Below are 20,639 nucleotides of genomic sequence, written 5' to 3' on the forward strand. Positions count from 1 at the left end.
GTCTACCACCTCCACCACTGGCACTCACGCTGGCACCCATCTAGGCTCGAACATCGACCGAAGAGGGACGTGATCCTCGAGTGAAACAACTCGGGCCCCTATCCCGCTAACCGGCGTGTCTCGTTGAGCGAGACAGGCCACCGATAGATGCAGGGGAACCGCATGACCTGGACGCCGCTACCCGTTACCGAATGGATGCTGATTGGTCTGTGCTGCCTCTCCTCCGTCTACATAACGGTCGCAGCGCTCATGCGTCACGGCTCACGTCCCTGGGGCAAGACGCGCGCCGGCAGCCATGCAACGGGGCCGGCCACCATCAGCGTGCTCAAGCCCTTGTGCGGCCTTGAGCCGCGTCTTTACGCCAACCTCGAAACCTTCTGCCGGCAGACGCATCCGCGCTTTCAACTGCTCTTTGGCGTGTCGTCGGCCACCGACCCCGCCGTCGGGGTCGTGAACCGGCTGCGTGAAGCGTATCCCGACCTGGACATCACGCTGGTCGTCAACGACGCCGTGCACGGCGTCAATCTCAAGGTCAGCAACCTGATCAATCTTGCGCAGCACGCGCGCCATGAAATCATCGTGATTGCGGACAGCGACATCGCGGTCCCGCCGGATTACCTGCATACCGTGTCTGCCCCGCTTGGCTCCGGTCAGGTCGGCGTGGTCACCTGCCTCTATCGCGCGCGGCGAGTGGGCGAAGTGTGGGCGCGGCTCGGCGCGCTTTTCATCGACGAATGGTTCGTGCCGTCGGTGCATGTCGCGCGAGCGGCCGGCGCGCGCCGTTTCGGTTTCGGCGCAACGCTCGCGCTGCGCCGCGAGACGCTTGACGCAATCGGCGGTTTTCACGAACTGAAGGATTGCGTAGCGGATGATTTCTGGCTGGCCGAATATGTGCGTGAGCTTGGGCTTCGCACGCATGTCTCCGAGCTCACTGTCATCACCGATGTGACCGAACGCGACCTGGCGTCGCTCTGGCTGCGCGAGACCCGTTGGCTGCGCACTATCCGCTCGATCAACCCGCTGGGCTTCACGTTTCTCTTCATCACGTTCACGTCGCCGTGGCTGATGGCGAGCTGGTTGCTGGGCCTCGGTTTCGACTGGAGCGGCGGCGCGATCGCCGACTCTACCGCCGACATGATTGTCGACCTGAGCACCTCGTTCGGCCTCAGCGCGCGGCTGCTGCTGCACTGGAGAACGACGCGTGACTGGCGCTCGTTCTGGCGCGACCTGCCGCTGATTCCGCTGCGCGACCTGCTGTTGTCCGCCGAATGGATCGTGGCGGCGTTCGGCTCGCACGTGATCTGGCGGGGCGCGCGCATCCGGATCGTGCCGCGGGCCGTCACGCCGGCGGTCAATCTGACGGACATGTCCGACGAGCGCTACGACGCTGCATCGGGACCCGCGCGCGTCACGAATCACGAAGCCAATCCATGAAGCCATTCCACACGGCAAGTTCCGAGTCTCAGGAGCCATCCATGAAAACGCTGTTCTTGCAGGCCCCATCGTTTGACGGCTTCGACGGCGGCGCGGGTTCGCGCTACCAGGCGAAGCGCGAGATCCGTTCGTTCTGGTACCCGACCTGGCTCGCCCAGCCCGCGGCGCTCGTCCCGGGCAGCCGGGTGCTCGATGCCCCCGCCGACGGCTTGTCAGTCGAAGCGACTCTCCAGATTGCCGAGGCGTACGAACTCGTGATCATTCATACGAGCACGCCTTCGTTCCCAAGCGATGCGTTGTTCGCCGAGAAGCTGAAGGCGCGCAAGCCGTCGCTGCTGATCGGCATGGTGGGAGCAAAGGTCGCGGTGGATCCGCACAACTCCCTGGCCGCAAGCGATGCAATCGATTTCGTCTGCCGCGAAGAATTCGACTTCACTTGCCTGGAAGTGTCCGAGGGCAAACCCTTCGCGCGGATCAAGGGCCTGAGCTACCGGCTTGCCGATGGCTCGATTGAACATAACGAAGCGCGTCCCATTCTCGAGGACATGGATGCGTTGCCCTTTGTCGCACCGGTCTACAAGCGCGACCTGAAGATCGACAATTATTTCATCGGCTACCTGTCACACCCTTATGTGTCGATCTATACGGGCCGCGGTTGCCGCTCACGCTGCACCTTCTGCCTGTGGCCCCAGACCGTAGGAGGTCACCGGTATCGCACCCGTTCCGTGGAAAACGTGCTGGAAGAAGTGAAGTGGATTCGCGACAACATGCCTGAAGTCAAGGAGATCATGTTCGATGACGACACCTTCACCGACTTCAAGCCGCGTGTGGAAGAGATTGCACGGGGACTGGGCAAGCTTGGCGTCACGTGGTCCTGCAATGCAAAGGCCAACGTGCCGTATGCGACGCTCAAGATCATGAAGGAGAACGGCCTGCGGCTGCTGCTGGTAGGCTACGAATCGGGCGACGACCAGATCCTGCTGAACATCAAGAAAGGGCTGCGCACGGACATGGCGCGGCGCTTCAGCGTTGATTGCCGCAAGCTCGGCATCAAGGTTCACGGCACCTTTATCCTGGGCCTGCCCGGTGAAACACGCGAGACAATCGAAAATACCATTCGGTATGCGAAGGAAATCAATCCGCATACCATCCAGGTGTCGCTCGCCGCGCCCTATCCGGGCACCACGCTCTACAAGCAAGCGGTCGACAACGGCTGGCTGGAAGAAAACAAGGTCATCAACCTGGTCAGTGCGGAAGGTGTGCAACTGGCGGCGATCGGTTATCCGCATTTGTCGCGTGAAGAGATCTATCACGGGCTGGAGAGGTTCTACAAGCAGTTCTATTTCCGGCCGTCCAAGATCTGGGAGATCGTGCGCGAAATGCTGATGAGCTGGGAAATGATGAAGCGGCGCTTGCGCGAAGGCGTCGAGTTTTTCCGCTTCCTGCGCACGCACTCAGCATGATCCGGCCGCAAGCCGCGGCCCGTCCGGCACGGCGCGCCTTGATTGTGAACGCAGACGATTTCGGGCTGCACGCACGCGTGAACGAAGCGGTCGAGCGTGCCCATCGCAACGGCGTGCTGACTTCAGCCAGCCTGATGGTCGCGGGCGACGCCGCTGCGGATGCCGTCGAGCGCGCGCGGCGCTTGCCGACTCTGCGCGTGGGTTTGCATATCGTCCTGGCGGACGGCCGGGCGACGTTGCCAAGTAGCGACATTCCACAGCTAGTCGATGACCAGGGCCGTTTCGGCAACGCGATGGTGCGCGACGGCGTGCGCTTTTTCTTTCTTCCCCGCGTACGGGCTCAGCTCGCCCACGAAATTCGCGCGCAGTTCGAGGCTTTTGCCGCGACCGGTCTGCCGCTCGATCACGTCAATACGCACAAGCATTTCCATCTTCACCCAACGGTGTTGTCGCTCCTGATCGGGATAGGAAGCGAGTACGGCATGCGGGCGATGCGCCTGCCGTGCGAAGCGCCCGGCACGCTTTCGTTGCGTCCGTGGATTGCGTTGGTGCGAGCGCGGCTGGACCGGTGCGGGATCGCGCATAACGATTACGTCGCGGGTCTCACGCAGAGCGGGCGGATGGATGAAGCAGCGTTCATCAAGGCGCTCGCCACCCTCCCCGATGGCGTGAGCGAAATCTACTGTCACCCCGCCATGCCGGGCGACAGTCCGATCACGCCGTCCATGACGGACTACCGTCACGCCGATGAACTCGCGGCACTGCTGTCCCCGCGCGTGGCGGCGGCGATGGATGCCACCGGCTTCCCTCGCGGCGGCTTCAGCGACGTCTTCCCGGCCGCTGTGTCAGCCGTCGAACCGGCGTTGCGCTCTCTATGACCGCAGTACTGCGCTGGCTTGCCTGGGCGCGCTGGCCGGCGGCGATCGGCTTGCTGACGATCTTCGCCGTGCACGAGGGTCTCGCCGACGTGCTGCGCGGGTTTCCGCAAGCCGGTGTCACCATGCTCTGGCTCGTCCCGTTCCACGCGCTGCCCTTGTTGCTCGATGCATGCGGATGGCGAGTCCTCCTTGGGCGCTTGGCGCCTCTGCACGTCTTGTGGTGGATAGCAATCGTTCGCGAGTCGGTCAGCCGGCTGCTGCCGGCGGCGGGCGTAGGTGGCGAGCTGGTCGGGATCAGGCTCGCGCACTGGTATATCGCCGATATCAATCGCGTCAGCGCATCGGTCATCGTGGAAGTGCTGGTGACGGTAGTCGTCCAATATGCGTTCTCAGCGCTCGGCTTGTTGTTGATGGTGAGCACCTCTCAGGCGTTCGCGGGCGTGCGGCTGATCGGTCTTGCGTTGCTGCTGTCATTGCCCGTTCCCGTTGTGTTTTTTATTCTGGTCAGGCGCGGCGGCTTGTTTCAGGCGCTCGAAAAGCTGGCGGCCCGCTGGCTCGGATCGTCGCACCGGTTGCTGTCGAAGCTGGACGGTGTCCGGCTCGACCGGGAAATAGACACGCTGATGCGGCGCCCGGGCTTGCTCGCCTCCGCGTTCGCGTGGCAGCTAAGCGGTTACATGCTCGGTGCGCTCGAAGTGTACTGGGCGCTCGCGTTCTTCGGTCATCCGGTGTCGATTGCCGGCGCAGTTGCCGTGGAAGCGCTCACCCAGGCAGTCCGGCATGCGGCGTTTTTCTTGCCGGCGGGGTTGGGCGTGCAGGAGGCCGCGATCATGGTGCTGGCGCACATGGCCGGCGCGGACCGGCAAACGGGTATTGCGCTCGCGCTGGTCAAGCGGATGCGTGAAGTGCTGTTTGGCTGCATCGCGCTTGCCGGTTGGCAACTCGCTGAAATGCGCCGCAACTCCCGCTCGCGGCTGACGCGCGGCTGAATTTATCGAAGGTGCCGCGAGCCTCTGCAAGTGAACAGAGGCGCCAACGCCCTGGCGCAAATAACTGCATTGCGCTCGAATCGCCCGTTCTCCCTCCCGCGCAATCCGGCGGCGCTCAAAAGCACGCCCGGCCTTATTTACTAAACGATACGGCCGGGCAAACATTCACTTGAGCCGGATCGCGCCTAGTAAGACAATCCATTTCATCCGACGATATTCGGATCATGTGAATTCAGAACCTGCGGTAATTCAAACAATTCGGCCCGGCACAGCCGACAGTCATCATGAATGAATGAGGCTGCTAAAACTTACCCGAAAACATGCTCAGCTCCTTGCTCCCGCCAACGATCACACCCGCGCTTCGACTCCGTTTCCACCGCCGCTCGATGGATCAGCAACGGCCGCTGTCAACCTTCACCATGGCTTTTACCGTGGTGGCATTCCTGATGTTCGTCATCGCCCGATCCCACGTAACGGGCATTGACCTGCCGCTCTGGCCGCGCCTGCTATGCGCTATCGCCATGTTGTTGCTGGTCGCGGCCATTCCCAAGGCGCCATCCACGTTCATATTCGGCCTGATCGGCGTGCTGTATGTCGTGGTTCTGCAGATCGGGATCGGGATCAATGTCGAGGGCGTGGAAAAACCGCTCTTCTGGATGCTGCCCGCCGGCATGGTCATCCCTATCTGTGCTGCGCCGCTGTGGCTGACGCCACGGCATTTCATCCTGGGAACGATTGCGTTCTACCTGGCCGGGCTGCCCTTTTTGATAGCCGTGCCCTTCACGCACGACGACTACGTCTTATGCGCAATGTGGGTATCTATTGGCATCCCGACCGCGACCACGTTTCACTTCGCCTTCTATTGGTTCCGGCTCAATCACTTCATGCTCGAAGAGAAACTACGGGCGCTCGCCGCAACCGATCCGTTGACCCAGCTCCTGAACCGGCGCGCTTTTCTCGAGCAGGCGGAACAGATGCTGAGCGAGACGAAAGCTCACGACGAAGTCGTCAGTGCGATCTTCCTGGACATCGATCGCTTCAAGTCCCTGAACGACCAGTACGGCCACGCGCGCGGCGACGAAGCGCTGATCGATGTCACCAAGGTCCTGAACGACGCCGTGCCCGCGCACGCGGTGGTCGGACGGCTGGGAGGCGAGGAGTTCGCGGTCCTTATCAATTTGCCCGATCCTGATCGCGCGATCAGCCTTGCCGACACACTGCGCATCCTCGTAGCATCGATACTCCGGCCCGACGGCTTTCTCACCGCCAGCTTTGGCGTTGCGCATCGCAGGCCTAACGAGACCGCCATTGAATTGCTCGACCGTGCCGACGAAGCGCTATTGCGCGCGAAACACGCGGGCCATAACCGGGTGTTCGTCGAGCAGGCACGCCGGGTCGAGCGTGTGCGCGCCACGGCTCTTGATGAAGACAATGACACGCGAGTCGACGATGAGCCGGTCATCGTCACCCGCTGGGGTGCGTTCGACCTGTTCACTCACTACCAGCCGGTCTACAGCCTGTCGCATCAGAAGCAGGTTGGTTTCGAAGCCCTGCTTCGCGGCTTCGACCAGCATGGCGCGCCGGTGCGGCCTGACAGGCTGTTCGCCCCGCAGTCGAATCCCGGCATCAACGACCTGGATTCACTGACTCACAACCTCCATCTCGCGAACGCCCGCAAGCGCCTGCCGCTCGACTCCTGGCTCTTCCTGAACGTCGCGCCGTCCACCTTCATCCAGCCGGGTTACGAGCAGACGCTGGCGGCCATCGTCTTCGAAGCGGGACTCGATCCTCGCAGCGTCGTGCTGGAGATTCTCGAGTCCGAGGGGGTGGACGTCGAGGAGCTTGCGCTGGCCGCGTGGCGCTATCGCGGCTGCGGTTTCCTGATTGCAGTCGATGACTTCGGCACCGGCCACTCCAACCTCGACCGCCTGCTGCGCATCCAGCCCGATTTCGTCAAGCTCGATGGCGCGTTGATCCGCGCGAAGAGCCGTGCCTCGGATCAGCCTCTCCTTCCGACCATTGTGTCGCTGCTGCACCGGGCGGACATGATGGTGGTGGTGGAAGGGATCGAGACGACTGAGGAGCTCATCCTGGCGGTGGAATCGAACGTCGATTTCGCGCAAGGGTTCTTGCTGGGCAGGCCGAGCGCCACGCTGCCCTCGCCGGCGGCCGTGACGCGACGCATCGATCACGCCTTCGATGTCATTGCCGAAGGCCGTGCCGTGCGCACCGCGCGCTTCGAAGCGCAGTTGGCGCCGTATCTCGCCATGCTCGACACAGCGGCGGCAGCGTTGACGAACGGTGTCAGTGTGGAAGAGGCCATCGCGCCCATGGCGACGCTGGAGCTATGCAAACGCTGCTTCGTTCTCGACGAAACCGGGCGCGTCCTGGGGCAGGAAATTACCGGCCGCGCGCGCTCGGGCGCGGACTTCCGGCTCGGGCCATTGTTCGCTGCGCAATCGGGGCGATGGGATCATCGGCCGTATTACTGGAAGGCGGTGGCGAACATGGGAACGGCGGTGTTCTGCCAACCGTATTTATCGCTGACCAGCGGGTGCGCGTCGGTCGGCGTGACCATGGCGTTCACGAGCGACGACCGGGTGATGGTGGTCGGCAGTGAGCTGGACTGGACGTCGCCGCATCTGGCATGGCCCACGGTGGAGTGATGGCAATGAGCGACGCATGAAAGCAGTCGTTCACAGACGACGATTTCAGACGGACGCCTCGGTCGGTTCCGACATCGTCACCCGGTTCTGAACGCTGGGACGCTCCTGCGTCCTTGCGTACCAGGCTTGAAGCGCCTCGCAGTCCGCCGGCACCGGCAGCTCCACTAGCCCCGCAAAGATCAAACCGCCTATGACCGTGATGTCGGCCATCGAGAAGACCTCGCCGGCGATGCAAGGCTGGCTTTTGAGAACGGTGTCGAAGTAGTGCATACCCCTTAGGGCTTTGTCGCGCTGACGGAAACCCCATTCGGCGTTCTGATAAATCTCGACGTCGGGTCCAAGCCCCGGTGTGGCGTGATGGAAATAAACGCTAACGGCGTCGAGCAACTCCAATTCGGCACGCTTGCTCATCATGTGGATCACGCCCTTTTCGCGCGGTGTCCTGCCGGTGAGTGTTGGAGCGCCATCAAGCGCGTCGAGGTATTCCGTAATGGCCGTGCACTCGGCAATGAAGGTCCCGTCGTCGAGTTCAAGCACCGGCAGCGTGCCCGAGTAATTCTTGGCGAGGAACGCGGCCTTCTTGTGCTCGCCTTTCCAAAGATCGACCGACACAAACTGCACACGCGATTGAAGGTTCTTCTCGGCCAAAGCGATACGGACGCGAGCTGGATAAGGGCCGGTGTGCCAATCGTAAATCGTCATCATGGCCGGTTTAGCTGCGTCGAAATTGATGGTGTGGGAACTCATTGCCTACCTCTCTGCGGTCGGGTTGCGTCGGAACAGATGGATATTGGAACTCAGTGAGTTTTGTCTACCTAACGTTTGGTAGGTAGACTATAGAGGTCGCACTGTTCTTCGTCAATGCCCAATTTTTTCCGTTGGTCGCTGTTACCCCTTGGTGAAGAACTGAAGGGGCGAGCCGGGACTTATATCTCTTCGAGAGGCCAGTGCAAATCGTGCATCGGGCGAATGAGTGAGCTTCGCCTGCCCGGATTGTTCTTCACTCCGGACGATTCCATCATTGCGCTTGTCTCACTTCTCTCCTCAAAGACGTGAGTCTCGCGGTTCGAGCTGAAGTGTGTCGACGGCGAGCACTTTCCGCCAATGCGCGGTGGTAACGCGCCCACTATGTACTCGTGCACGAGGCGACCTGCTCGCACAAGCACAGCAACGGGTTAGTGACACAGATAACCGGCGACGGCCGATGACTTTAGCGCCTCGCGTTCGCGCGTTCATCGCTTACGCCGGTATGAGACCAGCCGCCCGGTAACTCTCGATCAACGCGTCAAAGAGCGAAAGATCGGAGCGGCTCCGCGCCACAAGCTGAGCGCCTGCGACTGCGGCGAAGATCGCGCGAGCTCGCCGTTCGGACTCCTCGGTAGTGACAACTGCAGCAGCCGACAGGACTTTGCCAAGCCATGCCACATTGACATCGGCGAAGGTCTGGACCTCTTTCTTGACCGCTTCGGGCAAGTCATCGAACTCGGCGGCCATGAAGCTGCAGAGACACATGCGGTTGTCACTCTCAAGCGACTTGCGAAACGTATTGGGATATTGGCGTAGGCAGTGGAGCGGATCAGACGATTCCGTCCACAGTCCCTCCAGGACTGCCGCCGAGTCCTGCCAATAACGCTTTGCTACCGCTTCAGCGAGGTCGGCCTTGCTTGGAAAGTGGTGGTAAATGCTTGCAGCCTTGATGCCGACGTCAGCAGCGAGGTTACGAATATTCAGACCGCCGTAGCCATGCGCCTGTGCGATCTTCGTGGCCGCCGCCAGTATCTTGTCACTGGAGTTTGTGCCTGCCTGGTTCTTCACTGGTCCCGCCTTCGACGAAAAATGGTGTTGAGGGACTGAATTATAGGACTTATAGTTAAACCTAACAAACGTTAGGTAGATAGCCGGGCGTGAGTTTCACCTTCCATCCTGCGATCCTGCTTGAGAAGACTGACCTTCCGGAATTCTCGACCTCGACCGAAACCGGCAACCTGCCGACCGGGGCATGATTTCCGGTATTCCCGAGAACTCGCGCGGACGTAATTTGCGCACCTGGCGCGAGCGGACATCGAAACAGAGTGAGCCACCGGCCACGCGGGCCGGCCAGCACTAGATCGTGCCGAACAACGCACGCGGCCTGTCGCGCAGTGTTTGCGCAACGATCTGCAGTGCGCCGGCGAGCTGGTCACGCGACGTTGCGCACGCAAGGTTGATCCGCACGCCATGCTCGATCATCGAGCGGTCCACGGCAAACGCCGACGCGGGCATGACACTGACGCCGCGAGCGAGCGCGTTCGCCGCGAAATCGTCGGAGCGCCACGGCGCCGGCACGCGCATCCAGACGAACATGCATGCCGGATCGCTATTCAGGTGCTCTTTCGGCAACAGGTCGCGTGCGAGTTCCTGCCGTGCGGCCAGTTCAGCGCGCTGCGCATCCAGAATGATCCTGGCGGTGCCGTCCTCGATCCACCGTGTGGTGATGAGCGTCGACAGCGGCGCGGGCATCCATGCGGTGGTGCGCACAGCCTCGGCGGCGAGCGCAGCCCCATTGGGTGGCGTGAGTACATAGCCCACCCGCAGTCCCGGCGCCAGGATCTTCGACGTTGAAGCAACATGGAACGTCAGCTCCGGACAGAGACTCGCGATGGTAGGCAAACGCGTACTCACCAAAGGGCCATAGACGTCATCTTCGATAATGGCGATGTGATGCCGGCGCGCGATATCGACGAGCGCTGTGCGCCGCGCGAGGCTCATCGTGACCACGGTCGGGTTCTGCAGATTCGGCACGGTGAAGATCGCTTTCACGCGCATGCGCCGGCATGCGTCTTCGAGCTGGTCCGGCAGCAAGCCGTCGTGATCGCTAGGAATGCCGACGAGTTCAAACTGGAAGACCGGCGCAAGCGCCTTCAGCCCGTAGTAAGTCAACTGGTCCGAGAGGATCACGCCGTCGTGTCCCATCAGGCTGCTCAAGACCGCATAGAGACCGTGTTGCGCACCGCTTGTCACGACCACGTTGTCCGGTGTTGGTGTAAATCCGGGCGCAGCCATCCATCGCGCCCCTGCTGCACGTGCCCAGTCAGGCCCTTGCGGCGGCTGATATTCCTGCGTCTCCGGAAAACGCGAATCGCGCGCGACGTTCGCCATCGTGCGCGCGAGCTGCGTCAGGAATTCGCCCGTGGCGGGACGGTTGACGGTCAGGTCTATCACGGCATTCGACGCGGCTTCGCCGTTCTTGCCGCGTGCCGACGTGGCATGGACTGACGGCATCGCGCCGCCAGTGACGATCGAGCCGCGCCGCTTGCTCGCCACAATCAGTCCGCGCGCCTGCAATTCCTTGTAAGCCCGCGAAACGGTCGACACGTTGATGCCAAGTTCCACTGCCAGGTCGCGTTGCGGCGGCAACCGGCTGCCCGGCTGGTACAGCCCGTTGCGCACCTTTTCTTCCAACGTCCGCGAGACCTCGAGATAGGTGGCCTCGCGTCGCTTTGTCTGAACGTTATCGACAGCTTTTGTGTGGCCTTTTTCGATCTTCATTCAACCAATGTCTCCATACAAAAACTCATTGAATCGTTGCTTCATGCGCTTCTTGCATCTCGATCAGCGCGCTTTGACACGAGGTTTGACACAAGATAAGCCTTTTAAGCATTCATAGCGTACAGGCATTCCAGCATCACCAGCGTAAAAATCCACGCAGATTCAGGGAAATCACCTAAGTCCACACAAAGACAAAACAATTGCACACAAAAAAACTTTGTGTGAGCATGTCTGCATCGTTTGTGTGTCGGCGGACTGCCGGCACGATCCCGAACTGTATTACAGGATGAGACACGCATGGCACATCAACCGGCATCGATGCATTCGGTTCACTTCCCCGACACCCACGGGAAGGAATAATGGCTGAAGTCGCTGTCCTGGGCGCGGGTTTCATTGGCTTGTCCTGCGCCTACTGGCTGATCCGCGACGGGCATCGCGTGACGCTCTTCGACCCGCAAGGCCCGGGCGAAGCGACGTCGTACGGCAACGCCGGCACGTTCGCGAATTACGGATGCATCCCGGTCAACAACCCGGACGTGTTTCGCAATCTGCCGCGCTTTTTGTTTTCGTCGACGAGTCCGCTGCGGATTCGCTGGGGCTACATGCCGCAACTCGCTCCCTGGCTCGTGCGGTTCCTGCTGAGCGCGACGCAGAGCCGCTACGAACACAGCGCCCGCGCGCTGGCGAGCATCCTGTCGCGGGCGTTCGAAGGTTATCGCGAGATGCTGGCCACCAGCACGCTTGCGAGCTTCGTGCGCGAGCGCGAGTGCCTGTACCTTTACTCGAACCCGGGATCGTTCAAGGCGGCACAACCTTCGCTCGACTTGCGCCGCTCGCTCGGCGTGGAATTCGAACCATTCGATCGCGACGGCATCCGTCAGCTCGAACCTAATCTCGCGCCCATCTTCGAGCACGGCACGATGTTCAGCGGCAGCTGGTTTCTCAGTGATCCACGCGGGTTTCTACAGGCGCTGCATGCGTCGATGGCGACGCAGGGTCTTCAGCACGAGCGCGTCGCAATCAACGCTATCGAGCCGCAACACAATGGCGTGCGTCTGATCGATGAAACCGGCCGCGCGCATGGCGCCGAACACGTGATCGTCTGCACCGGCGCGCTGTCGAAACGCTTTGCCCGGCAATGCGGCGATCGCGTTCCGCTCGACACGGAGCGCGGTTATCACGTGCGCTTTCCCTTCACGTCGCACCTGCTTTCCCGTCCTTGCGGCTGGGCGGAGCGCGGCTTCTACATGACGCCGATGACTGGCGGCATCCGGGCCGCCGGCACCGTTGAACTTGGCGGCTACGGATCGCGGAAAAATCCTGCACTCCTGAGCTTGCTGACCACTTCCGCTCAACAAGCGCTGCCCGGCCTGCCTCAGCCCGATAGCACCTGGCTCGGCTTCCGGCCAAGCCTGCCGGACGGCTTGCCGGTGATCGGGCGATCAAGCGCTTCGCAACGGGTGGTCTATGCATTCGGGCACCAGCATCTCGGCGTCACGTTGGGCGGCGTGACGGGCAGCGTGGTGGCCGACCTCGTGGTCGGCCGCACTCCTCCGCTCGACTTGAACCCCTATAGCCCAAGTCGTTTTTAACCACCGCAGCAGTCTCCATGAAACAAGGGATAAGGACTGACATCATGAAACGTCGAAACCTGGTTGTCGCAATTGCACTTGGGATCATGGGCGCGCACGTGCCTTCATACGCAGCCGAACCGGAGGTGGTCAAGATCGGTTTTGCCGCTCCGCTAACCGGGCCGGTCGCGCGCGTCGGCAAGGACTTGCAATACGGCGCGCAACTCGCGCTCGACGAGGAGAACGCAAAGAATCCGAGCGTCGACGGCAAGCCGGTGAAGTTCGTCCTGGACGTGCAGGACGATCAGGCCGATCCCCGCTTTGCGATCCAGGCCGCCCAGAAGCTGGTCGACGATGGTGTCGTAGGCGTGATTGGTCACTACAACTCGGGATGCAGCATTCCGGCATCGGCGGTCTACCATCAGGCCAACGTCGCCATGATCACGCCCGGCTCAACCAATCCGCAACTGACGAAGCAAGGCTTCAAGAACGTGTTCCGCACGATGGGCCACGACGGTATTGGCGGGGTGGTCGCGGGTCACTTCGTGGTCGAGCAGATCAAGGCGAAACGAATTGGCATCATCGACGATCGCACGGCGTTCGGGCAAGGCTTGGCCGACGCGTTCGAGAAAGGCGTAAAGGAAGCGAACGGCAATATTGTCGATCGCGAATTCACGAACGATAAAGCCGTCGACTTTCGCGCGGTCCTGACTACGCTGAAGAGCAAGAACGTCGATGTGATCTTCTTCGGCGGCCTGGACGAGCAAGGCGCGATGCTTGTTAAACAGATGCGTTCGCTCGGCATGCAGACGCAGCTCTTTGGCGCGGGTGCGCTCAAGAGCAACGCGTTCCTGCAGATCGCCGGGCCCTCTGGCGAAGGCACGCAGGACCTCGAACCGGGTCCTGCGCTCGACAAGTTGCCGGCAGCCCAGGACTTCGGCAAGCGGTACAAGGCCCGCTTCAACCAGGACGTTGAACTCTACGCGCCGTTTGCGTATGACGCCGCGCTCGTGATGATCAAGGCCATCGAGAACGCCAATTCGCTTGATCGGCAGAAGATTGCGGAGAGCCTGGCAAAGGCCACGGTCACAGGCATCACCGGCAAGATTGCGTTCGATCCCTACGGCGACTTGATCAAACCGCCCTATACGTTGTTCCAGGTGCAGCAGGGGCAATGGAAGAGCCTCAGGACCGTGGGCGGGAGCGGAGCTTAGGTCTTGAACCAACGGCGCGGCTACCGTGACGCGCAGACGCCGGGGCGCCGGGGCATCATTGACCGGACCCTGCTTGTCACGGTCGAGCCGCTGCCCCGGGCGTCGCCGTTTCGGATTTCACTCAGTGACCGGTAATGCAATGACTTTTCACGAAACCATCGGTTTGCATACCTATCGATTTAATGATCTGAAAATGCTGTTGGCGAAGGCCAGCCCGCGGCGCTCGGGAGATCAGCTTGCGGGCGTTGGCTCCGCTACCGAGGAAGAGCGGGTGGCCGCGCAAATGGCCCCGGCAGTAGTACCGCTGCGAACGTTTCTAAACGAAGCCGTCATCCCCTACGAAGATGACGCTGGCGGACGCATTGCCCAAGCGAGTGCCGGCTACCCGTCCTACACTCAGGCTCATCGAGCTCATGCTTGAGGAGGCGGAAAAGTCACTTCAATCGAAGGCGCACCACCGGCAGCGCGCGTCGCCGTTCTCGTATGGGATAGTCTGGAACAAGTCCAGGCGCATCGTGATACGGAGGCGTTCAAGGCAGCCCGAAAGATTCGGGAAAAATACGCGATATTCCGCTCGTTCACTGTTGAAGGCTCGCCGAAACAGGTCGGCGACAATTGAAGCTAAACTGGGAGACAATCGCTCGCTGCTTCCACAGGCAGCGTTATCAGAATGGCCCAGATGAATCACCCTCCTCAACAGCATCCGGTACGAGACCTCCTCACCTCCTATTTCTGGAGTGGCGACGTCATCCGCAGCCGGCACGTGAGCGACATCGTGCTGACAGGCACAGTCGATGCGCCGCCGCCCTCCGCACGTCTGCTTGCGGATTGGGAACGCGAGACGACAACGCGCATGGTCCTTGAGCCCGGAGACGTCGAGGTCATGCCTTTGGCGCGAGCGAGAATGCGCTGGCCCGACTACAAGCGCTGCGTGCAAGCGATGTCCGATTGGACCCGCACGCTTGGACTGCCTGACGTACTGGCCTCCAGTGACGTAGCGCTCATGGCCTGCCGTGGCGCGAAGTACCATCATGACGGCTCGCAATATGGCGGCGCCGCGTTTTGCAATCTCTTCATGAGCGAGGACAAGGGTCTGGATTTGCATTTCCCCTCCATGGATTATCGAATCCCCCTGACCCGGGGTACGGCCGTGATATTCGATACCGGCCAGCCTCATGGCGTCATACGACGCGGCAGCCGCGGTTTTAATGTGGCTGACTTCGCACCCGGCCAGGATTGCACCCAGATATTCCTGACCTGGGAGCTTCCCATCGAAGATGCCCATGTTGGAGACGCGCTTCGCGTCAGCTTCGACGTCGACACTTCGACCTCGCTGCAACTCGATGAAGAGCAAGTCCGGCTGAACGGCGCACGGGTCACTGTGTGCCCGGATTCTGGCCGGTGGTGTCAGGCCGACTAATCGTCAGAGCCACACCGCGGTGTTGGTGTCATCAGGCAGCAAATCAGGCAGCGAATCACGCAGCAACCCAGGCGGCTGCATCGCATTTCGACTCGCAACAATTCATGTCGAAATATGTCACGGTGCGCTTCGCACGCTCGCAAACCCCCGTCTGGCGGGCCTCTGGCGCGGTGACACCGGGTGACATATCTTCGCTAATGATTAAATTCGCGCGCACTCCTATAGTCCGCTCATCGCCACGCCGCAGTGCGCTGGAAGTGGCCCAGGACTACCAAGGAGATAGTGTGAATACCCGCTCGTTCGCCCCCTCGATTACCACCGCTTTCGCCACGACCACGGCATCCGTACGTGGCGCCCTGCGCAAGTTCGTGCTCACAGCAACCATCGCCATGCTTGCCCTCAGCAGCGCTTCCGCGTTCGCCTGGTCGCAACACGGCACCGCATATACATCACGCGGCACGTATAACGGTGCTCGATACGGCTCGTGCGGCGGCGGCAGCTGTTCGCATGCAGGCGGCGTCGCCGGCCCTTACGGCGGCTTCGCGACCAACACGGGAACGGTGACCCGCAACGCGCCGGGAGAGTTTTCGAATTCAGGCACCGCGACCGGACGCTACGGCAATTCGGTGCAGCATGCCGGCGACACCAACTGCGCAGGCGGCACGTGTTCACACACCGGCACCCTCACCGGACCGGACGGCAAGACGGCCTCCACCTCAGGCGACGTGACCAGAACCGCACCGGGCCAGTATTCATCGTCGGGATCGATCACTGGCTCGAACGGCAACACGGTCGATCATTCGGCATCGACGAATTGTGCAGGGGCTTCGTGCTCCCGTTCGGGCACGGTGACCGGTTCGGACGGCGGGACCGTCTATCACTCGGGAACCGCGACGCGCGTCGCACCGGGTGTTGTCACGACCTCGACCAGCGCGACAGGTACGTATGGGCACACCGTGTCGACAAGCGGCGTGGTCACGACCAGTGGCGTTGTCACGACGGGCGGCACGACGGTCGTCGTTGCGCCGAAGCCGGTGGTCGTTGCTGCGCCTGTGGCCTACGTTCCGCCGCCTCCGGTGGTGTATGTGCCGCCTCCCCCGGTTGCGTATGTCCCGCCGCCTCCGGTTGTCTATGCACCGCCCCCGCCGCCGGCCGTGTATGTTGCTCCGCGCGTCGTCTACATGACGCCTGTGCCGCGCCCCGTAGTGTGGGTGCCGGGCCACTGGGTCGGGAACGTCTGGGTAGCGGCGCACTGGTCATGAACGATGACTTGCCGCGCATAACCAGCGGCATGGTCATGCGAATTAGCCGGAAAATGATGAAGGGAAGGACGGCGTGACGCTCGTATATCCAGCTCTTAAATCGCAGTACAAACTATTATGCAAAATGGGCGTATCGGCAACGCTGGTTGTTGCGACGATAGTGGCACTGGGCGTCGGCAGCCGCATGATGAACGTCGAAACTGCTGCGATGCATCGACAGGCCGGAGCATCGCAGCAGTGTGCAAGGAAATATGGGGAGTTGCTCGATATCGCCCGCCTGGCGAGACGCGATGGCAAATCGTCCGGCGTCATGGTCCGCGAGCTCACCGTGATGTCCGGGCGCCTCGATGCGTGTCGATTGACGGCTCCTGATCACACCGCGTTTCTTCCCCTATGACCGCGGCACCATGTGGCGGTGCATTCGGCTCTGATCCAGGACATCCCTGTATCACCGCTTGGCGGGAAGATCCGACGCTACTTTGCTGAAGATGCCGGCTGCGCAGGCAGAATCAAATGCGCGGGCGCAACATGCGCCTTGTGGCGGGCTGCAAAGTAATAGAGTAGCGACGGCACGGCAAGCCCGACGATCCACGAAATGTCGGCTCCGTCGAGCTTGTCCACCAGTGGGCCGGTATAGAACGCGCTCGAAATGAAGGGGAATTGCACGAGTACCCCGATCGCATACACCGCGATACCGGTCACGTTCCAGCGACCATATCGGCCATCCGGATCGTAAAGTGCAGGGACGTCGTAACGATCCTTGGTAATGAAGTAATAGTCGACCAGGTTGATCGCGCTCCACGGCGTAAAGAACGCGAGCAGGAACAGGATGAACGACGAGAACTCTTTCAGGAACGCGTGACGGCCGGCGAGCGCGAGGCCCATCGCAAGTCCGACCATCGCGACAATGTAGACCGCGCGATTGCGCGTCGACAAACGCTGCTCACCGCGAAAACCGCTGACCACCGTCGCGATCGACATCACGCTGCCGTATGCGTTGAGCGTCGTGATCGTGATCTTGCCGAACGCAATGGCGAAGTAAAGCAGCGCGGCAATCGCACCGCTGCCGCCCAGGCTGACGACGAACGACACCTCGTGATGCGAGAACTGCTTGCCGGCGAGCGCGGCGGCGAACACGCCGAACACCATCGCCACCTGCGCGCCGATCACCGAGCCAAGTCCGATGGCCCAGAACGTCTTGCGCGGCGACGTGGAGGAAGGCAAATAGCGGGAATAGTCGGCAACGTAGGGCCCAAATGCAATCTGCCACGATGCGGATAGCGACATCGACAGCAGGAAGCTGCTCAACGTGAAGTGACGGTTCGCGAGCAGGGAGCCGATATCATGCCCCGTCAGCAGCCGCGCAAACATGTACACGAACGCAAGCACGCCGATCACGCTGGCGACGCGGCCGATCGCGTGAATCACGCGATATCCGAACACCGTAAAGCCGACGATCACCGCCGTGAACACGACAATGCCGACAGCATCGTCCACGTGCAGGAGCTGCGCGACCGCCTGCCCCGCGAGCACCGAACCGCTCGCCGAGAAACCGACGTACATCAGGCACACCAGCGCTATGGGGATCACCGCACCGTACACACCAAACTGCACGCGGCTCGATATCATTTGCGGCAGCCCGAGTTGCGGCCCCTGGGCTCCGTGCAACGCCATCACACCACCACCCAACAGCTGACCGACCATCAGGCCGATCAAGGACCAGAACACGTCGCCGCCGAGCACGACCGCAAGCGCGCCCGTGACAATGGCGGTGATCTGCAGGTTCGCGGCGAGCCAAAGCGTGAACTGGCTGGCAAGGCCGCCATGACGTTCGGCTTCGGGGATGTAGTCGATGGTGCGGCGTTCGGCTATGACGCCGCTCTGTGCGCCGGTCTGTGCGCCAGTCTGTGAAGCGGACATGGATACCCTCGAGTCAGTGGCGTCGCGTGAAGCGCGTATCGCCAGCTTCTTTCAATACGTCGTCACGCAAATGCGCCTGCGCGACGGCCCGAAACGCGATCGCCTCAAGCGAAAATTCGCGATTCAGTGCGACTGTATGTGAACCGATATGTATATACAAGTCCGCTATTGTCGATGTTTACCCCTAACCGATATCTACGGAAATTCTGGTGATATCGGCTTAAACGTCTTTAAATCAATGTGTTGATCTTAATTTTTGTGGCTAAGCATCTGTTTCGTATCAGTGATCATTTTTCATATATGTATAGACAAGACGCAAAGCGACAATTCGACTGGCTGCCGCTTCCTCATCGCTTCTCGCGGACGCTGAAAACCGGATAATCACGCAATAGCTTTCAGCCGGAACAGTGCTACTGCATCGTTCAACTGCCGGCTCTGTTCTTCCAGCGACACTGCAGCAGCCGAAGCTTCTTCCACCAGCGCCGAGTTCTGCTGCGTCATCTCTTCCATTTGCGCCACCGTCACGTTGACCTGCTCGATACCTGTGGTCTGCTCGCCGGAAGCCAGGCTGATCTCCGCCATGATCGCGCTCACACGCCTGACCGCTTCCACGACTTCCACCATGGTCGCGCCCGCATGAGCCACGAGCTGGCTGCCGTCCTTCACGCTCAACGTCGACGCACCGATCAATTCCTTGATCTCCTTCGCCGCCGATGCCGAGCGTTGCGCCAGGCTTCGCACTTCGCTTGCGACGACCGCGAAACCCCGGCCCTGCTCGCCCGCCCTGGCCGCTTCCACGGCCGCATTCAGCGCGAGGATGTTGGTCTGGAACGCAATCCCTTCAATCACGCTGACGATGCCCACGATCTTGTCGGAGCTGCCAGAAATTGCGTCCATGGTCGCGACCACGCGGTTCACCACGTCCCCGCCGCGCAACGCGATGTCGGATGCGCCGGCCGCGAGTTCGCTGGCGTTGCGCGCATTGTCGGCGTTATGCCTGACGGTGGCGGTCAACTGCTCCATGCTCGAAGCAGCTTCCTGAAGCGACGCCGCTTGCTGCTCGGTGCGCGCCGACAGATCGAGATTGCCGCCCGAGATCGCGTGCGCGTCACGCACGATTGTCTCCGCGCTCGAACGCACTTTGCGCACTGTCTGCGCGAGCCCTTCCTGCATGCCCTTCAACGCATTGAGCATGTAGCCCATTTCGTTGTTGCGCTGGACCGTCACGGTGCTGGTCAGGTCACCGGCCGAGATCCGGCCGAAATAATCGACGGCCATATCGATCGGCCGCACGATCGCCCGGGTCAAGATCCTCTGCGCGAAGAAGCCGATGATGAGAGCGCATACCGCAGCGGCGCCGAGCGTCCAGAGCATGGCTTCGAAACGTGCATCGGTGGTATCGAAGCGGGCTTTCTGGCGTTCGACCTGGAAGTTTTCCAGCGCGCTCAGCGCGCTTTGATACTCGGAGAACAGCGCGGGGGGCGCTTCTCGTTGGGTGGTGAGGAAATCGACCAGATTGTCCTGATCGAGCTCGCTCAGCGCCTTCCGGAACACCTGGGCCAGCAGTTGCTCGCGCCGTGACTGCATTGCATCGATAAGCGCCTTCTCCGCCGGCGCCGGCTCGTGAAGCTTCCGAAAAGCTTCCAGTTCCTTGTTGCTCTCGTCAAGAAGCGCATGCTGCCGGGCGATTTCGGGCTGGGCGGGTTTGCCGGCGCTGATCAGCTGCTCGACTTCACCGAACCCGGCACGCAGCAACAGCAAGCGCTCCGAGCTGGTTTTAAGGTGCAGCACGGAGGCGGTATCGTCGCGATACATCTCCCTGAGCGCCGAATTGCTGCCGTACAGACCCAGGATGCCCACCGCAATGACCGCGATGAGCAGGACGGTGTATAGGGCGATTGTCGCGACCAGGCCGCCGCGAATAGTCATGTGTTTGCGCATAAGGGCTAGTCCCCACTGCGTCGCTGTAGTATGCGGCGCAACAGGTCTGTATCCTCCGGATATCTGGGGCGAACCGTGAAGGGAACCACTGGAATCGAGCGTCGATTGCTCAGATAACGGCAGCACGCGGTGCGGAGATTTATCGGAAGGCGACGCGGATGTGGCGTATAGCGACATTCGGGTGGGGTTTTCGTTCGCACTCGGGTTTGGGTTGGGGTTTGGGTTGCCGGTATGGATGGGGGTCAGGGTGGGGTTTGGTCGTTGGGGGAGTGGTGGTTCTGCGGTAGTGGTCGGGGTCAGTGCCGGGTTGCTGCTTTCGGGGTTTGTGGTCTGCGTGAGTGAGCTATTTTCTT

General features: G+C 61.3%; 16 protein-coding genes and 1 pseudogene. 12 read left to right on the forward strand and 5 right to left on the reverse strand.

Going from position 1 to position 20,639, the window contains the following annotated elements; genetic code table 11:
- Positions 1–162 precede the first annotated feature (162 nt).
- The 5 genes from hpnI to ACSOSP_RS04375 all read left to right on the forward strand — a co-directional run bounded on the left by hpnI (position 163) and on the right by ACSOSP_RS04375 (position 7,430).
- Positions 163–1,434, forward strand: a complete 1,272-nt coding sequence (hpnI, locus tag ACSOSP_RS04355; protein ID WP_455309744.1) for a bacteriohopanetetrol glucosamine biosynthesis glycosyltransferase HpnI — start codon at positions 163–165, stop codon at positions 1,432–1,434.
- 41 nt (positions 1,435–1,475) lie between these two features.
- Positions 1,476–2,897, forward strand: a complete 1,422-nt coding sequence (gene hpnJ / locus ACSOSP_RS04360) for a hopanoid biosynthesis associated radical SAM protein HpnJ (RefSeq protein WP_455309745.1) — start codon at positions 1,476–1,478, stop codon at positions 2,895–2,897.
- The gene (gene hpnK, locus ACSOSP_RS04365) at positions 2,894–3,775 is read left to right on the forward strand and encodes a hopanoid biosynthesis-associated protein HpnK (RefSeq protein WP_455309746.1); all 882 of its coding nucleotides are present in this window, start codon (positions 2,894–2,896) and stop codon (positions 3,773–3,775) included. Before hpnJ ends, hpnK begins: the two co-directional genes overlap by 4 nt.
- Positions 3,772–4,764 (forward strand): lysylphosphatidylglycerol synthase domain-containing protein, encoded by a 993-nt coding sequence (locus ACSOSP_RS04370; protein WP_455309747.1) that lies wholly within the window; start codon positions 3,772–3,774, stop codon positions 4,762–4,764. Before hpnK ends, ACSOSP_RS04370 begins: the two co-directional genes overlap by 4 nt.
- A 320-nt stretch (positions 4,765–5,084) precedes the next feature.
- Complete coding sequence (locus tag ACSOSP_RS04375; protein ID WP_455309748.1) at positions 5,085–7,430, forward strand: EAL domain-containing protein; 2,346 nt, start codon at positions 5,085–5,087, stop codon at positions 7,428–7,430.
- 45 nt (positions 7,431–7,475) lie between these two features.
- On the opposite strand, the gene ACSOSP_RS04380 is transcribed toward ACSOSP_RS04375, so the two are convergent.
- The 3 genes from ACSOSP_RS04380 to ACSOSP_RS04390 form a co-directional block, all read right to left on the reverse strand.
- Positions 7,476–8,177: a glutathione S-transferase gene (locus tag ACSOSP_RS04380; protein ID WP_455309749.1), complete on the reverse strand. Its 702-nt coding sequence runs from the start codon at positions 8,175–8,177 to the stop codon at positions 7,476–7,478.
- Between the two features lie 492 nt (positions 8,178–8,669).
- A complete protein-coding gene (locus tag ACSOSP_RS04385) occupies positions 8,670–9,245 on the reverse strand; it encodes a TetR/AcrR family transcriptional regulator (RefSeq protein ID WP_455309750.1) in 576 nt (191 codons plus the stop codon).
- A gap of 288 nt (positions 9,246–9,533) precedes the next feature.
- Positions 9,534–10,958 carry an aminotransferase-like domain-containing protein gene (locus ACSOSP_RS04390; RefSeq protein WP_455309751.1) on the reverse strand — a complete coding sequence of 475 codons (1,425 nt, stop codon included), beginning with the start codon at positions 10,956–10,958 and terminating at the stop codon, positions 9,534–9,536.
- Positions 10,959–11,317: 359 nt separating this feature from the next.
- Between ACSOSP_RS04390 and ACSOSP_RS04395 the strand changes: the two genes are divergently transcribed.
- The 7 genes and pseudogenes from ACSOSP_RS04395 (at position 11,318) to ACSOSP_RS04425 (ending at position 16,822) form a co-directional block, all read left to right on the forward strand.
- Positions 11,318–12,550 carry an NAD(P)/FAD-dependent oxidoreductase gene (locus tag ACSOSP_RS04395; RefSeq protein WP_455309752.1) on the forward strand — a complete coding sequence of 411 codons (1,233 nt, stop codon included), beginning with the start codon at positions 11,318–11,320 and terminating at the stop codon, positions 12,548–12,550.
- A gap of 86 nt (positions 12,551–12,636) precedes the next feature.
- On the forward strand, positions 12,637–13,743 hold the full coding sequence (locus ACSOSP_RS04400; RefSeq protein ID WP_455310846.1) for a branched-chain amino acid ABC transporter substrate-binding protein: 1,107 nt from the start codon (positions 12,637–12,639) through the stop codon (positions 13,741–13,743).
- Positions 13,744–13,882: 139 nt separating this feature from the next.
- Positions 13,883–14,164 (forward strand): ethanolamine ammonia-lyase subunit EutB, encoded by a 282-nt coding sequence (eutB, locus tag ACSOSP_RS04405; protein ID WP_455309753.1) that lies wholly within the window; start codon positions 13,883–13,885, stop codon positions 14,162–14,164.
- A 15-nt stretch (positions 14,165–14,179) separates the two neighbouring features.
- Positions 14,180–14,362, forward strand: a pseudogene (locus tag ACSOSP_RS04410) (DUF1330 domain-containing protein); the annotation flags it as partial.
- 60 nt (positions 14,363–14,422) lie between these two features.
- Positions 14,423–15,163: a hypothetical protein gene (locus ACSOSP_RS04415; RefSeq protein WP_455309754.1), complete on the forward strand. Its 741-nt coding sequence runs from the start codon at positions 14,423–14,425 to the stop codon at positions 15,161–15,163.
- A 284-nt stretch (positions 15,164–15,447) separates the two neighbouring features.
- Positions 15,448–16,425, forward strand: coding sequence for a hypothetical protein (locus ACSOSP_RS04420; RefSeq protein WP_455309755.1), 978 nt, complete (start codon positions 15,448–15,450; stop codon positions 16,423–16,425).
- A gap of 73 nt (positions 16,426–16,498) precedes the next feature.
- Positions 16,499–16,822, forward strand: a complete 324-nt coding sequence (locus tag ACSOSP_RS04425) for a hypothetical protein (protein WP_455309756.1) — start codon at positions 16,499–16,501, stop codon at positions 16,820–16,822.
- Positions 16,823–16,899: 77 nt separating this feature from the next.
- On the opposite strand, the gene ACSOSP_RS04430 is transcribed toward ACSOSP_RS04425, so the two are convergent.
- Positions 16,900–18,345, reverse strand: a complete 1,446-nt coding sequence (locus ACSOSP_RS04430) for a purine-cytosine permease family protein (RefSeq protein WP_455309757.1) — start codon at positions 18,343–18,345, stop codon at positions 16,900–16,902.
- A 381-nt stretch (positions 18,346–18,726) separates the two neighbouring features.
- Positions 18,727–20,286 (reverse strand): methyl-accepting chemotaxis protein, encoded by a 1,560-nt coding sequence (locus tag ACSOSP_RS04435; RefSeq protein WP_455309758.1) that lies wholly within the window; start codon positions 20,284–20,286, stop codon positions 18,727–18,729.
- Between the last annotated feature and the right edge of the window lie 353 nt (positions 20,287–20,639).

It is taken from the genome of Caballeronia sp. KNU42 (genome assembly GCF_053760385.1).

Excerpts from the sequence above, each read along its gene's own strand:
- hpnI (WP_455309744.1), top strand. The coding sequence starts at position 163 with ATGACCTGGACGCCGCTACCCGTTACCGAATGGATGCTGATTGGTCTG.
- hpnJ (WP_455309745.1), top strand. The coding sequence starts at position 1,476 with ATGAAAACGCTGTTCTTGCAGGCCCCATCGTTTGACGGCTTCGACGGC.
- hpnK (WP_455309746.1), top strand. The coding sequence starts at position 2,894 with ATGATCCGGCCGCAAGCCGCGGCCCGTCCGGCACGGCGCGCCTTGATT.
- ACSOSP_RS04370 (WP_455309747.1), top strand. The coding sequence starts at position 3,772 with ATGACCGCAGTACTGCGCTGGCTTGCCTGGGCGCGCTGGCCGGCGGCG.
- ACSOSP_RS04375 (WP_455309748.1), top strand. The coding sequence starts at position 5,085 with ATGCTCAGCTCCTTGCTCCCGCCAACGATCACACCCGCGCTTCGACTC.
- ACSOSP_RS04380 (WP_455309749.1), bottom strand. The coding sequence starts at position 8,177 with ATGAGTTCCCACACCATCAATTTCGACGCAGCTAAACCGGCCATGATG.
- ACSOSP_RS04390 (WP_455309751.1), bottom strand. The coding sequence starts at position 10,958 with ATGAAGATCGAAAAAGGCCACACAAAAGCTGTCGATAACGTTCAGACA.
- ACSOSP_RS04395 (WP_455309752.1), top strand. The coding sequence starts at position 11,318 with ATGGCTGAAGTCGCTGTCCTGGGCGCGGGTTTCATTGGCTTGTCCTGC.
- ACSOSP_RS04400 (WP_455310846.1), top strand. The coding sequence starts at position 12,637 with ATGGGCGCGCACGTGCCTTCATACGCAGCCGAACCGGAGGTGGTCAAG.
- eutB (WP_455309753.1), top strand. The coding sequence starts at position 13,883 with ATGACTTTTCACGAAACCATCGGTTTGCATACCTATCGATTTAATGAT.
- ACSOSP_RS04415 (WP_455309754.1), top strand. The coding sequence starts at position 14,423 with ATGAATCACCCTCCTCAACAGCATCCGGTACGAGACCTCCTCACCTCC.
- ACSOSP_RS04430 (WP_455309757.1), bottom strand. The coding sequence starts at position 18,345 with ATGTCCGCTTCACAGACTGGCGCACAGACCGGCGCACAGAGCGGCGTC.
- ACSOSP_RS04435 (WP_455309758.1), bottom strand. The coding sequence starts at position 20,286 with ATGCGCAAACACATGACTATTCGCGGCGGCCTGGTCGCGACAATCGCC.